Raw genomic sequence first — 14,459 nt, forward strand, 5'->3', positions numbered from 1 at the left:
CAATGTCGCGGGATGCCGACCGGCACCCTGTGCGGCCGGTTCAGCGCGTCGGGCGCGTCAGGATCTCGTTGCCGGCTTCGAGGATCGCGACCGTGTGCTCGGTGTGGGCGGTCCGGCATCCGGTCGCGCTGCGCAGCGTCCAGCCGTCCTCGTCGACCTTCAGTTCGTCGGTGTCGACCATGACCCACGGCTCGATCGCGAGCATGAGTCCGGGGCGCAGGCGATACCCGCGGCCGGCGCGGCCGATGTTCGAGACGTGCGGGTCCTGATGCATCGTCGTGCCGATGCCGTGCCCGCCGAACTCGGTGTTCACGGGGTAGCCGGCACCGGTCAACACGTCGCCGATCGCGGCGGAGATGTCACCGATGCGCGCGCCAGGCTGGGCGGCTTCGATGCCGGCGGCGAGGGCCTCCTCGGTCGCACGGATGAGGGCATCGTTCTCGGCGTGGGGCGCGCCGCCGACGGTGAAGCTGATCGCGGCATCGGCGGCGACCCCGCCCGTCTTGATCGCGAGGTCCAGCGTCAGCAGGTCACCGGCGGCGACACGCTGGTCCCGCGGACGGCCGTGCAGCACGGCGTCGTTGACGGCGGTGCAGATGTAATGGCCGAAGGGGCCGCGGCCGAACGACGGCGCGTAGTCGACGTAACAGGACTCGGCGCCGGCGCCGAGGATCATGTCCTTCGCCCACGCATCGATCTCGAGCAGGTTCGTGCCCGGCTTCACGCGCTCCTTGATGCCGTGCAGGATGTCGCCGACGAGCCCGCCCGTCGTGCGGGCGCGACCGATCTGGTCGGGGGTGAGGATCTCGATCACGAGGCAGTCCGTTCCGGTCGTCGGGCGCGACCTCTCATCCTACGCCCGCCCGGATGGTTCCCAGCCCGGCTCCACTACGGTGGATAGGTGAGTGACCCCCAGACCCCGACCGAGCCCGCAGACACACCCGCCCTCCCCGGCTTCGACGAGCTGGGCCTCACCGGTCCCGTCCTCGCCGCCATCAAAGACCTCGGCTACGAGACGCCCTCCGCGATCCAGGCCGCGACCATCCCCGTCCTCCTCGGCGGCCGCGACGTCGTCGGCATGGCACAGACCGGCACCGGCAAGACCGCCGCGTTCGCGCTGCCGATCATGGAGAACCTCGACCTGACGCAGAAGACGCCGCAGGCGCTCGTGCTCGCCCCCACCCGTGAGCTCGCGCTCCAGGTGTGCGAAGCGTTCGAGTCCTACGCCGCACGCATGAAGGGCGTCCACGTCCTCCCCGTCTACGGCGGTCAGGGCTACGGCGTGCAGCTGTCCGCTCTCCGCCGCGGCGTGCACATCGTCGTCGGCACGCCCGGCCGCATCATGGACCACCTCGAGAAGGGCACCCTCGACCTCTCGCAGCTGAAGAACCTCGTGCTCGACGAGGCCGACGAGATGCTGAAGATGGGCTTCGCCGAGGACGTCGAGCAGATCCTCGCGCAGACCCCCGCCGAGAAGCAGGTCGCCCTGTTCTCGGCGACGATGCCGGCATCCATCCGCCGACTCGCGCAGCAGTACCTGCGCGACCCGGAGGAGATCACGGTCAAGACCAAGACCTCCACGAACACGAACATCACGCAGCGGTATCTGATCGTGTCGTACCAGCAGAAGGTCGACGCCCTCACCCGCATCCTCGAGGTCGAGGACTTCGACGGGATGATCATCTTCGTCCGCACGAAGAACGAGACCGAGACCCTCGCCGAGAAGCTGCGTGCCCGCGGGTTCAGCGCGGCGCCCATCAACGGTGACATCCCGCAGCCGCAGCGCGAGCGCAGCATCCAGCAGCTCAAGGACGGCAAGCTCGACATCCTCGTCGCGACCGACGTCGCCGCGCGCGGTCTCGACGTGGAGCGCATCAGCCACGTCGTGAACTTCGACATCCCCACCGACACCGAGTCGTACGTGCACCGCATCGGCCGCACCGGTCGCGCCGGCCGCACCGGCGACGCGATCAGCTTCGTCACGCCGCGCGAGCGCTATCTGCTCGCCCACATCGAGCGAGCGACGCGTCAGGCGCCCACGCAGATGCAGCTGCCGACGACCGAGGACATCAACTCGACCCGTCTCGCGCGCTTCGACGACGCCATCACGGCGGCGCTCGCCGAGACCGACCGCATCAACGGGTTCCGCGACGTCATCGCGCACTACGTCCGCAACCACGACGTGCCCGAGCAGGACGTCGCCGCGGCGCTCGCCGTCGTGGCGCAGGGCGAGACACCGCTGCTGCTCGACCCCGAGCGCGACGAACTCGCGAAGGCGGTCGCGGCCGACGCGCAGCGCGGCACCCGCAGCGACAAGGGCGCGCGTCCCGAGCGCGCCGACGGCGGCACGCGCGAACGTCGCAGCCGCGGCGACTTCACGACCTACCGCATCGACGTGGGACGCCGTCACCGCGTCGAGCCCCGGCAGATCGTGGGCGCACTCGCGAACGAGGGCGGCCTCGGCCGCGACGACTTCGGCGCCATCACGATCCGTCCCGACTTCTCGCTCGTCGAGCTCCCGACGAACATGGATGCCGGCGTCCTCGACCGCCTGCGCGCCACGCGCATCTCGGGTCAGCTGATCAACATCGCCCCCGACCGGGGACGCCCCGGCCAGCGGGGCGGTGATCGGCGCTCGTTCGACGACCGCCCGAAGCGCAGCTTCGACGACCGTCCGCCGCGGAAGCCCCGGCACAAGGACTGACCGCACGAAGAGGGGGTGGATGCCTGAACAGGCATCCGCCCCCTCTTCGTTCCCCCCGGACGTCAGCCGAACTGGTTCATCGTGTTGTGCGCGCCGCCCGCCTTCAGGGCGGCCTCGCCGGCGAAGTACTCCTTGTGGTTGTCGCCGATGTCGCTGCCGGCCATGTTCTGGTGCTTGACGGTCGCGATGCCCTCGCGGATCTCGCGCCGCTGCACGCCGCGCACGTAGGCGAGCATGCCCTCGTCGCCGAAGTAGCCCTTGGCCAGGTCATCCGTCGACAGCGCGGCGGTGTGGTAGGTCGGCAGGGTGATGAGGTGGTGGAAGATCCCCGCCCGCGCGGCGCCGTCGCGCTGGAAGGTGCGGATCTTCTCGTCCGCCAGCCGGGCGAGCTCGGTGTCGTCGTAGGCGACGTTCATGAGGTCGGCGCGGTCGTAGGCCGAGAGGTCCTCACCGCGCTGCTCGAGCTCGTCGTACGCCTGCTGCCGGAAGTTCAGCGTCCAGTTGAACGACGGGCTGTTGTTGTACACGAGCTTCGCGTTCGGCACCTCGGCGCGGATCGCGTCGACCATGCCCGCGATCTGCTCGATGTGCGGCTTCTCCGTCTCGATCCACAGCAGGTCGGCGCCGTTACGGAGCGACGTGATGCAGTCGAGCACGACGCGCGCCTCGCCCGTCCCGGGCCGGAACTGGTACAGGTTGCTGGGCAGGCGCTTGGGCCGCAGCAGCGTGCCGCCCCGCTTGATGACGACGTCGCCGTTGCCGAGGTCGGCGCCCGAGATCTCCTCGACGTCGAGGAACGCGTTGTACTGGTCGCCGAGGTCGCCCGGCTCTCGCGTGACGGCGAGCTTCTGCGTGAGGCCGGCGCCGAGCGAATCGGTGCGGGCGACGATGACGCCGTTGTCGATGCCGAGCTCGAGGAATGCGTAGCGGACCGCGTTGAGCTTCGCGATGAAGTCCTCGTGCGGGACGGTGACCTTGCCGTCCTGGTGACCGCACTGCTTCTCGTCCGACACCTGGTTCTCGATCTGGATGGCGCACGCGCCCGCCTCGATCATCTTCTTCGCCAGCAGGTACGTCGCCTCGGGGTTGCCGAAGCCGGCGTCGATGTCGGCGATGATCGGGACGACGTGCGTCTCGAAGCTGTCGATCTGCGACTGCACGAACTCGGCGGCCGTCTCGTCGCCGGCGGCGCGGGCGTCGTCGAGCTTGGTGAACAGCAGGTCGAGCTCACGGGCATCCGCCTGCCGGAGGAACGTGTACAGCTCCGCGATGAGGGCGGGGACGGCCGTCTTCTCGTGCATGGACTGGTCGGGGAGCGGCCCGAACTCGGAGCGCAGCGCCGCGACCATCCAGCCCGACAGGTACAGGTAGCGCTTGTTCGTGCTCTTGAGGTGCTTCTTGATCGAGATCAGCTTCTGCTGCCCGATGAAGCCGTGCCAGACGCCGAGCGACTGTGTGTAGAGGGACGAGTCGGCGTCGTACTCGGCCATGTCGCGCCTCATGATGTCGGCGGTGTACTGCGCGATCTCCAGTCCCGTGCGGAACCGGTTCTGCGCGCGCATCCGGGCGACGGATTCGGGGTCGATGGCATCCCAGGAGGGGCCGTTCGCCTCCTTCAGGGTGCGGATGGCGTCGATGTCGTTCGAGTAAGCGGTCATTGCTCTTCCTCTGGTGTGGGGGGCCGGGGTCAGTCGGCGTCGGTCAGGTAGGTGGCGTAGGCGCCGAGGGTCAGGAACGTCGGGAACTCGGCTCCGAGGGCGACATCGCGGAACACGGCGGCGGCGTCGTCGAACCGGTCGCCGCCCTGGCGCTCGACCTCGCTCAGCACCTGCGCGATGAGGCCCTCGATGTAGTCCCGGGTGATCGGCGTGCCGTCCTCGGTGGTGCGGTCCTGGTGGATCCACTGCCACACCTGCGACCGGCTGATCTCCGCGGTCGCGGCATCCTCCATCAGGTTGTCGATCGCGACGGCGCCGAGTCCGCGCAGCCACGCCTCGATGTAGCGGATCGCCACCGACACGTTGCCGTAGACCCCGGCGGCGCTGATCGGCAGGCCGATGTGGCAGTCGATCAGCTGCGACGGGTGCACCTGGACGTCCTCCCGCAGGCGGTCGACCTGGTTCGGCCGGTCGCCGAGCACGGCGTCGAACTCCGCCTGCGCGACCGGGATGAGGTCGGGGTGGGCGACCCACGTGCCGTCGAAGCCGTCGCCGGCCTCGCGCTTCTTGTCGGCGGCGACCTTCTCGAACGCCTGCCGCGTCACCTCGGGGTCGCGCCGGTTCGGGATGAAGGCGCTCATGCCGCCGATCGCATAGGCGCCGCGCTTGTGGCACGTCTGCACCAGCAGCTCGGTGTACGCCCGCATGAACGGGACGGTCATGGTGACCTGGCTGCGGTCGGGGAGGACGAACCGGGCGCCGCGGCCGCGGTAGTTCTTGATCATCGAGAAGATGTAGTCCCACCGGCCGGCGTTCAGACCCGCGATGTGGTCGCGCAGCTCGAACAGGATCTCGTCCATCTCGAACGCGGCGGGAAGCGTCTCGATGAGGACGGTCGCGCGGATCGTGCCGTGCGGGATGCCGACGTACTGCTCGCTGTAGGTGAAGACGTCGTCCCACAGCTTGGCCTCCTCGGACGACTCGATCTTCGGGAGGTAGAAGTACGGGCCGCGGCCGTTGGCGATCAGCTGCGCGGCGTTGTGGAAGAAGTACAGGCCGAAGTCGACGAGCGAGCCGGATGCCGCGAGGGTGCGGCCGTTCCGGTCGGTGAACTCCATGTGCTTCTCCATGAGGTGCCAGCCGCGCGGCCGCATGACAATCGTCGGCGTCCGCTCCGCCGTGACGCGGTACTCCTTGCCCGCCTCGTTCGTGTGGGTCAGCTGCCCGCGGATCGCGTCGAAGAGCGAGAGCTGGCCCTCGATGACGTTGCGCCACGTGGGGCTGGTGGCGTCCTCTTGGTCGGCCAGCCACACCTTCGCGCCGGAGTTCAGCGCGTTGATCGTCATCTTCGGGTCGGTCGGGCCGGTGATCTCCACCCGGCGGTCCTCGAGCCCGGGGCCGGGGCCGGCGACGCGCCATTCCGCGTCGTCGCGGATGTGCGCCGTGTCATCCCGGAACGTGGGGTCCTGGCCGTTGCCGATCTCGAAGCGCCGACGCATCCGCGCGGCCAGCCGGTCGTGGCGACGACCGCCGAAGCGGGCGTGGAGCTCGGCGAGGAAGTCGAGCGCGGCGGGAGTCAGGATCTCCTCGTACCGGTCGCCCATCCGACCGCGAACGACGAGCGTCGGCGTGATCTGCGTCGGGGTGGGGGTGGTGACGGGCGCGATGCCCGTGGCAGTGAGGGTCATGGCCGGCTCCTTCGCGGTGAGGTCGACGCCGGTGCGGCGCCGATTCGGTTCGTGACACCCACCCTGTGTGAAGTTCGACTCTCGCAACGAACATTTCCGGAGAGAAGATTGCGCGATCTTCTGCTTCCGTGACACACTCCCGGTCATGACGATCATCGAAGACGCCCCGGTCGACGGCGATGCGGCCGACGCGCTCACCATCGGGAGGCGGGTGCGGCAGCTGCGCGTCGCGCGTGGGATGACGCTCGACGACCTGGCATCCGCCGTGTCCCGAGCGCCGAGCCAGTTGTCGATGATCGAGACGGGCAAGCGGGAGCCGAAGCTCACGCTGCTGCAGGCGATCGCGCGTGCCCTCGGCACGACGATCGACGCGCTGCTCGAGGCGGAGCCGCTCGACGAGCGCGCCACGCTGGAGATCGCGGTGGAGAGGGCGATGAAGGGGCCGACGTTCCAGTCCCTCGGGATCGAGCCGTTCCGCATCGGCAAGGCCGTGCCCGACGAGGTGCTGCGTACCGTGCTGCGCCTGCAGGGCGAGGTCGAGCGGCTCAACGACGAGCGCTCCGCGACGCCAGAAGAGGCGCGTCGCGCCAACGTGGAGCTCCGCCACCTCATGCGGCGGCAGGACAACTACTTCCCGGAGCTCGAGGACCACGCGCAGCGGATCCTCGCCGCCGTCGACCATCCGGGCGGCCCGCTCACGCAGCGGACCGCATCCGAGATCGCCGCCCACCTCGGCTTCTCACTGCACTACGTGAGCGACCTGCCGCAGTCCACGCGCAGCGTCGCCGACATCCGCCACGGCCGGCTGTACCTCTCGAGCACGGTGCCGCACCGCGGCGACTCGCGGACCCCCGTGCTGCAGGCGCTCGCCAGCCGCATCCTCGGCCATGCCGAACCGCGCTCCTACGCCGAATTCCTGCGCCAGCGCGTCGAGACCAACTACCTCGTCGGCGCGATGATGGTGCCCGAGGCGCACGCGGCGGCGGCGCTGCAGGAGGCGAAGTCCCGTCGCGCGCTCTCGATCGAGGACCTCCGCGATGCCTATTCGGTGTCGTACGAGACCGCCGCGCACCGGTTCACCAACCTCGCGACGCGGCACCTCGACTTCCAGGTGCACTTCCTCAAGGTGCACGAGTCGGGCACGATCACGAAGGCGTACGAGAACGACGACGTGAACTTCCCCGCCGACCGGTTCGGCTCGATCGAGGGGCAGCTGTGCTGCCGCAAGTGGACGAGCCGGGTCGTGTTCGACATCCCCGACAAGTTCAACCCGTACTACCAGTACACCGACACCGGGAACGGGACCTACTGGTGCACGGCCCGCGTGGAGGCGTCGAGCGAAGGCTCCCACTCGGTGAGCGTGGGCGTCCGCTTCGACGACACGAAGTGGTTCATCGGCCGCGAGACGACGAACCGCGGCGTGTCACGTCACTCCGTCGAGGTGTGCTGCCGGCGCCCGCCGGAGGACCTCGAGTCGCAGTGGCGCGACCAGGCGTGGCCGAACGTGCGGACGCCGCGGACGCTGCTCGCGACGCTGCCGACGGGGGCCTTCCCCGGCGTCGACACGACCGACCTGTACGAGTTCCTCGAGGCGCACGCGCCGGAGTGAGGCCGCCGCCGGGCCGAACGGCGGAGATCCTCGCGACGCGCCGTGGTGCGGCATCCGTTCCGCGGCGTGTCCGACCGGATCTCCGCCGTCGGCCTCACCCCCCGAGCTGCAGCGCCGCCCACAGCTCGGCGCGCCCGGCGAACGACGAGAGGTCGACGCCGAGCACGCGTTCCGCGGCGGCGAGGCGCGTGCGCACGGTGTGGCGGTGCACACCGAGCGCGGATGCGGCGCCGTCGTTCGACCCGTCGGCGGCCACCCACGCGCGCAGGGTCTGTTCGAGCCGGCCGCCCTGCTCGCGGTCGTGCCGGCGCAGCGGCTCGAGGAAGGCGGCGGCCACCGTCGGCGCGGTCCCCGCCGACAGCGCCGACAGGATGCCGCCGGCCTGCACCTCCGCGAATCCCACCACGCCCGCGCTCCCGGCGCGTCCGCGCGCCACGCGGGCCTGGTCCAGGGCCTTCGCGAAGCCGGCGTAGGGCGTCGGTTCCGACACCCCCAGCCGCGCGTCGAAGCGTTCGGCGAACTCGTCGAGGACCGGTGACGCGGATGCCGGGACCACGATCACGACGTCGACGTCGACGCTCCCGAAGAACAGCCCGCCGTGGCGCTCCTCGGCGCGCAGCTCCAGCAGGTCGAGCAGTGCGTCCGCGCGGCGACCGGCGGCATCCGTCACCGCCACGACGACCGGCGTGGGCGGCAGGGGGCCCCAGACGTCCCGGGAGATCTGCCGGGCGAGGGCCGGATCCCCGGTGAGGAGCGAGCGCACCATCCCCGAGCGCAGCGCCTTGCGCGCCCGCGACAGTCGCTGGTGCTGCTCGAGGGCGAGCCCCGCCATCGCGATCACCGCGGTGACGACGTCGCGCCCGGCGCGGTCGAGCTCGCCGGCGGCGATCGCGAGGACGCCGCGCAGCTCGCCACCGCGCCCGAGGGTCTGCAGCGTGAAGGCGGCGGCGTCCGAGTGCAGCGACGAGCCGGCGCGCGCACCGCGCCGCAGCACCGCGCCGACCTCGGCGCGCAGGGTGTCCGCCGCGGTGGGCGAGAGCGCGCCGGCGGGGTGCTCTCGGACGAGCTCGCCGGCGGCGTCGTACATCCCGACCCAGGTGTCGAGCTGCTTGGCGAGCTCGGCGATCGTCGCCCCGAGCCCGTCGGGGCGGAGCGCGGCGAGGGCGAGGGCGCGCTGCGCCGACAGCGCCCACGTGCGCCGTGCGTAGGCCTGCGCGGCGACGGCTTCGGCGTTGGCGCGGGCGACGGCGATGAAGGGTGTGCTGTAGGGCACCTCGAACAGGGGGAGCCCGGCGGCCCGGCACGCCGCCGCGAGGTCGGGCGGGATGCCGTCGCGCACCACCTCGGTGCCGAAACCGAGCGCCGCCACGCCGCGGTCCACGAGCCGCCGGACGTACGCGTCGAAGGGGTAGTCGCCGTCGGTCGGGAACTGGGTGCCGGTCGTCAGGAGGACGAGGTCCTCGGCGAGGAACGGGGTCGGATCGTCGAGGTCGGAGCTGTGCACCCACCGGGTCGGTCGGTCGAGCGCTCCCGGCCGGAAGGCCGACTCGTCGTCGGCGAGGCGGAGGGCCAGCTCGCGGCGCGCGAGCAGCGCCCGCAGGGTCGGCTCGGCCTCGCGCGTGACCATGTCGCCTCCTCCGGTGTGTACACGATGTACACCTCTGCGCTGAGGATAGACGCAACGGCGAGTGACCGCTCGCCCGCGCCCCTCTACGCTCGCCGCATGAGCACCTCGACCGCAGCCGTCACCACGCCCGTCGGCGGACCGTCCCTCCCGCAGGAGCGCCGCCTCGAGACCGCGATTCCCGGGCCCCGCTCGCAGGAGCTCCTTTCGCGCAAGGCCGAGGCCGTCGCCGCGGGCGTCGGGCACACCGTCCCGATCGCCGCGGTCGCCGCCGGCGGTGGTGTCGTGGTCGACGCCGACGGCAACTCGCTGATCGACCTCGGTTCGGGTATCGCCGTCACGACGGTGGGTGTCGCGCACCCGAAGGTGGTCGAGGCGATCGCGGCCCAGGCCGCGCAGCTCACGCACACCTGCTTCATGATCTCGCCGTACGAGTCGTACGTGGAGGTGGCCGAGAACCTCAACCGGCTCACCCCCGGCGACCACGCGAAGAAGAGCGCCCTGTTCAACTCGGGCGCCGAGGCGGTCGAGAACGCCGTCAAGATCGCCCGCAAGTTCACCGGCAAGCAGGCCGTCGTCGCCTTCGACCACGCCTACCACGGCCGCACCAACCTCACGATGGCGCTCACCGCCAAGTCCATGCCCTACAAGAGCGGCTTCGGTCCGTTCGCCTCCGAGATCTACCGCGTGCCCGGTTCGTACCCGCTCCGCGACGGACTGTCGGGGGCGGATGCTGCGGCCCGCGCGATCTCGATGATCGAGAAGCAGGTCGGTGCCGACAACCTGGCCGCCGTCATTATCGAGCCCATCCAGGGCGAGGGCGGCTTCGTCGTCCCGGCCGACGGCTTCCTGCCGGCCGTCGTCGACTGGTGCCGGGACAACGGCGTCGTCTTCATCGCCGACGAGGTGCAGTCGGGCTTCGCCCGCACCGGCGCCATGTTCGCGAGCGAGCACTTCGGCATCGTGCCGGACCTGATCACCACGGCCAAGGGCATTGCTGGGGGCATGCCCTTGGCCGCGGTCACCGGTCGCGCCGACATCATGGATGCGACGCACACCGGCGGCCTCGGCGGCACGTACGGCGGTAACCCCGTCGCGTGCGCGGCCGCGCTCGCGGCGATGGACGCCTTCGAGAACGACGGCCTCATCGAGCGCGCGCAGCAGATCGAGGCGCTCCTCACGGCGCGACTGGGCGCCATGGCGGCATCCGACCCCCGCATCGCGGAGGTCCGCGGGCTCGGCGCCATGATCGCGATCGAGTTCGTCGACCCGACGACCGGTGCGCCCGACGGCGCGCTGACGTCCGCGGTCGCGAAGGCCTGCATCGCCGAGGGCGTCATCGTGCTCACGTGCGGCACCTACGGCAACGTGATCCGCTTCCTGCCCCCGCTGTCGATCAGCGACGACCTGCTGACCGAGGGCCTCGACGTCCTCGCGCGGGCGCTGCAGACGGTCTGAGTATGACGGGGTCCGACATTTGGTCGCAGCCGGTCTCGCCCGAGACGTCGGCGGGGCTCGGCGCGGTGACGCAGGCGCGCTCCAGCAAGCTGCGCTCGCGGCACGTGACGATGATCACCCTCGGCGGGATCATCGGGGCGAGCCTGTTCGTCGGGTCCGGCAACGTCATCCGCGAGGTCGGACCCGCCGCGATCGTCTCGTACCTGATCGGCGGTCTGCTCGTCTTCTTCGCCATGCGCATGCTGGGCGAGATGGCGGCATCCCGTCCCGCGATCGGCTCGTTCATGGAGTACGCCCGCGTCGGTCTCGGCGACTGGGCGGCGTACCTCGTGGGCTGGCTGTACTGGTACTTCTGGGTCGGGGTCCTCGCCTACGAGGCGGTGCTCGGCGGCGAGACGCTCCACACGTGGCTCCCGGCGCTGCCGTCCTGGGCCTGGTCGCTCATCCTCATCGCGATCTTCGTCGGCACCAACGTCATCTCGGTGCGCACCTTCGGGGAGGTCGAGTTCTGGCTCGCGAGCATCAAGGTGCTCGCCATCGTCGTGTTCCTGGGCGCCGGCATCCTTTTCGCCCTGGGGCTCTGGCCGAACGCGACCTTCGCCGTCCCGAACCTGTGGGAGCACGGCGGGTTCGCGCCGGGCGGCATCGGCGTCGCCTTCACCGGCGTCGCGCTCGTGATCTTCTCCTACTTCGGCACCGAGATCGCCGTCATGGCCTCGGCCGAGTCGGTGGACCCCGCCAAGGGCATCCGGCAGGCGACGAGCACGATCATCTGGCGCATCCTGCTGTTCTTCGTGGGGTCGGTCCTCGTCATCGTCACCGTCGTTCCCTGGGACGAACTGCCCGTGCCCACCGACGTCGCCAACGCGCCCTTCACGATCGCGCTGTCGCGCTTCGGCATCCCGTTCGCCGACGTGATCATGCAGCTCGTCATCTTCACGGCCGTCATCTCGGTGCTGAACTCCGGGCTGTACTCGGCCTCGCGCATGTTCGCCGCGCTCGCCGACAAGGGGTTCGCCCCGAAGGTCGTCGCCCGCCGCTCCCGCACCGGGGTGCCGGTGTTCGCCCTGCTCGCCTCGACGATCGGCGGGCTCATCGCGACGCTCGTGAACTTCGTCGCCCCCAGCTCGGGCATCTTCGACTTCATCATGAACTCCGCGGGCCTCGTCGCCCTCTTCGTCTACGTCTTCATCGCGCTGACGCAGATGCGGCTGCGGCAGAAGATGACGCCCGACGAGGTCGTCGCGTTGAAGCTCAAGGTGTGGCTGCACCCGTGGCTCAACATCCTGCTGATCGCCGCGATCACCGCCGTCGTCGCCATCATGCTGACGTCGGAGTCCGGGCGCGCGCAGGTGTGGACGAGCCTCATCGCGACCGCCGTGTTGCTCGTGTTCTGGCCGCTCGTGCGGCGCAACCTCCGTCGCCGCCCCGACCACGCGCCGGCGACAAGCTCTCTGACGAAGGAGTCGTGAATGACCGAGATCACCCGTGACGTCGTGATCGTGGGAGCCGGCGCCGCCGGCCTCACCGCCGCGAACGAGCTGCGCAAGGCCGGTCTGTCGGTCGCCGTCCTCGAGGCGCGCGAGCGCGTCGGCGGTCGCCTGTGGACCGACGTCGTCGACGGCGCGATGCTCGAGCTCGGCGGCCAGTGGGTCTCACCCGACCAGGACGCCCTCATCGACACGGTCGCCGAACTGGGTCTCGAGACTTTCAGCCGCTACCGCGAGGGCGACAGCGTCTACGTCGGGCCTGACGGCACCGTGTCGCGTTTCACGGGCGAGATGTTCCCCGTGAGCCCCGAGACCGAACGGACGATCGACGAGATCACCCGCCGGCTCGACGAGATGGTCGCCGAGATCGACCCCGACCGTCCCTACGCGCACCCGAAGGCCGCCGAATGGGACACGATCACGTGGGACGCGTGGCTGCGCCAGCAGACCGACGACGACGAGGCGGTCCGCAACCTCGCCTTCGCGACCGGGTCGGCGATGCTCACGAAGCCGACGCACGCCTTCTCGCTGCTGCAGTCCCTGCTCATGGCCGCGAGCGCGGGCAGCTACTCGCACCTCGTCGACGCGGACTTCATCCTCGACAAGCGCGTCGTCGGCGGCCTGCAGCAGGTGCCGGTCCTCCTCGCGGAGCGCCTCGGCGACGACGTCTTCCTGAACCGTCCGGTGCGCACACTGGAATGGTCGGATGCCGGGGTCACGGCGCACGCCGAGGGCCTCACCGTCCGGGCGCGCAGCGCGATCCTCGCCCTCGCGCCGGTGCTGTACCACCGGATCTCGTTCGAGCCGCCGATGCCGCGTCTGCAGCACCAGATGCACCAGCACCTGTCGATGGGGTTCGTCATCAAGGTGCACGCCGTCTACGAGACGCCGTTCTGGCGCGAGAAGGGCTTGTCGGGCACCGCCTTCAGCCCCTACGAGATCTGCCACGAGGCCTACGACAACACGAACCACGAGGACCCGCGCGGCACGCTCGTCGGCTTCGTGTCGGACCGTAACGCCGACGACATGTTCCGCCTGTCGGCCGAGGAGCGCAAGGAACGCATCCTCGAGTCGCTGTCGCACTACTACGGCCCCGAGGCGAAGGACCCGGTCGTCTACTACGAGAGCGACTGGGGCACCGAGGAGTGGACCCGCGGCGCCTACGCGGCGAGCTTCGACATGGGCGGCCTGCACCGCTACGGCGCGGATGTGCGCACGCCCGTCGGGCCCATCCACTTCGCCTGCAGCGACATCGCGGGCGCCGGCTACCAGCACGTCGACGGCGCGATCCGCATGGGTCGCCTGGCCGCCCGGAACATCCTCGCGGACGGCCGGGCATGAGCGGCCGGATCGTCGTCGGGTACACCGCGACGAAGGCGGGCCGCGACGCGGTGGCCGTCGCGGGCGGGCTCGCCGCGGCATCCGGTGCCGAGCTCGACATCGTCCTGGTCCTGCCGGGGGAGGGGCGCAGCGTCATCACCCCTCCCGACGCGTCGTACGACCGCTACCTGCTCGGCCAGGCCGAGTCCTGGCTCGCCGAGGCGGCCGCGGATGTGCCGAACGGCGTGGTCCACCGCGAGCACGCCCGCTACGCCGAGTCGTTCGCCGAGGGTCTCGTCGAGGCCGCCGACGAGTTCGGCGCCTCGCACCTCGTGGTGGGCGCCGCCGACGGCGGCTCGCGGGGCCGTCACCGGCTGGGCTCCACGACGAGCCAGCTGCTCCACTCCTCCGACGTTCCGGTTGTGCTCGTGCCGCGCGGTGCGCGCAAGCGGGTGACGGATGCCGGTGTCCCGCGCCTGACCGTCGCGGTCGGCACGCGTGCCGGTGCCGACGTCCTCCTCGAGGAGGCCGTCGCGCTCGCGTCGGCGACGGGGGCGTCGCTGCGCCTCGTCTCGCTCGTGACGGTCGACCTGCCCGCCTCGGTCGACACGGGGGTCATCCGCCTCGCCGGGGCCGCCCACGCCGAGAAGGTCCTCGACGACGTCCTGACGGCCATCCCCGAGGGGGTCCGCGCCGACATCGTGACCGCGAAGGGCGACAGCATCGAGGATGCCGTGGCCCACCTCGACTGGCTGCCGGGCGAGATGATCCTCGTCGGCTCGAGCCGCCTCGCGCAGCCGCGGCGCCTGTTCCTCGGATCGGTCGCGGCGAAGCTGCTGAGCGAGATCCCGGTGCCGATGGTCGTCGTGCCTCGCACCCGCACCCCCGAACAGTCCCGCTGATCCGAA

At 70.7% G+C, this 14,459-nt stretch carries 10 protein-coding genes; 6 read left to right on the forward strand and 4 right to left on the reverse strand.

Going from position 1 to position 14,459, the window contains the following annotated elements; all coding sequences use genetic code 11:
* Positions 1-40: 40 nt before the first annotated feature.
* On the reverse strand, positions 41-814 hold the full coding sequence (map, locus tag Q9S36_RS12555) for a type I methionyl aminopeptidase (RefSeq protein WP_311285421.1): 774 nt from the start codon (positions 812-814) through the stop codon (positions 41-43).
* Between the two features lie 87 nt (positions 815-901).
* Here map and Q9S36_RS12560 point away from each other — a divergent pair, with 87 nt between their 5' ends.
* Positions 902-2,704, forward strand: a complete 1,803-nt coding sequence (locus Q9S36_RS12560) for a DEAD/DEAH box helicase (RefSeq protein ID WP_311285422.1) — start codon at positions 902-904, stop codon at positions 2,702-2,704.
* A 62-nt stretch (positions 2,705-2,766) separates the two neighbouring features.
* Here Q9S36_RS12560 and Q9S36_RS12565 read toward each other — a convergent pair whose 3' ends face one another.
* Together Q9S36_RS12565 and aceB are read right to left on the reverse strand one after the other, a co-directional pair.
* Positions 2,767-4,362 (reverse strand): isocitrate lyase, encoded by a 1,596-nt coding sequence (locus Q9S36_RS12565; protein WP_311285423.1) that lies wholly within the window; start codon positions 4,360-4,362, stop codon positions 2,767-2,769.
* A 29-nt stretch (positions 4,363-4,391) separates the two neighbouring features.
* Positions 4,392-6,050: a malate synthase A gene (gene aceB / locus Q9S36_RS12570; protein WP_311285424.1), complete on the reverse strand. Its 1,659-nt coding sequence runs from the start codon at positions 6,048-6,050 to the stop codon at positions 4,392-4,394.
* 145 nt (positions 6,051-6,195) lie between these two features.
* Between aceB and Q9S36_RS12575 the strand changes: the two genes are divergently transcribed.
* Positions 6,196-7,659, forward strand: coding sequence for a helix-turn-helix domain-containing protein (locus Q9S36_RS12575; RefSeq protein ID WP_311285425.1), 1,464 nt, complete (start codon positions 6,196-6,198; stop codon positions 7,657-7,659).
* A gap of 94 nt (positions 7,660-7,753) precedes the next feature.
* Here Q9S36_RS12575 and Q9S36_RS12580 read toward each other — a convergent pair whose 3' ends face one another.
* A complete protein-coding gene (locus Q9S36_RS12580; RefSeq protein ID WP_311285426.1) occupies positions 7,754-9,286 on the reverse strand; it encodes a PucR family transcriptional regulator in 1,533 nt (510 codons plus the stop codon).
* A gap of 96 nt (positions 9,287-9,382) precedes the next feature.
* On the opposite strand from Q9S36_RS12580, the gene gabT reads away from it, so the two are divergent.
* From gabT to Q9S36_RS12600, 4 genes are read left to right on the forward strand one after another with little or no spacing between them, the layout of a single operon-like run.
* Complete coding sequence (gene gabT / locus Q9S36_RS12585; protein WP_311285427.1) at positions 9,383-10,741, forward strand: 4-aminobutyrate--2-oxoglutarate transaminase; 1,359 nt, start codon at positions 9,383-9,385, stop codon at positions 10,739-10,741.
* A 2-nt stretch (positions 10,742-10,743) separates the two neighbouring features.
* Complete coding sequence (locus tag Q9S36_RS12590; protein WP_311285428.1) at positions 10,744-12,213, forward strand: amino acid permease; 1,470 nt, start codon at positions 10,744-10,746, stop codon at positions 12,211-12,213.
* Positions 12,214-13,572 (forward strand): NAD(P)/FAD-dependent oxidoreductase, encoded by a 1,359-nt coding sequence (locus Q9S36_RS12595; RefSeq protein ID WP_311285429.1) that lies wholly within the window; start codon positions 12,214-12,216, stop codon positions 13,570-13,572. It abuts the gene before it with no gap.
* Complete coding sequence (locus Q9S36_RS12600) at positions 13,569-14,453, forward strand: universal stress protein (RefSeq protein ID WP_217530784.1); 885 nt, start codon at positions 13,569-13,571, stop codon at positions 14,451-14,453. Before Q9S36_RS12595 ends, Q9S36_RS12600 begins: the two co-directional genes overlap by 4 nt.
* Positions 14,454-14,459 lie beyond the last annotated feature (6 nt).

It is taken from the genome of Microbacterium sp. ARD31, from assembly GCF_031844425.1.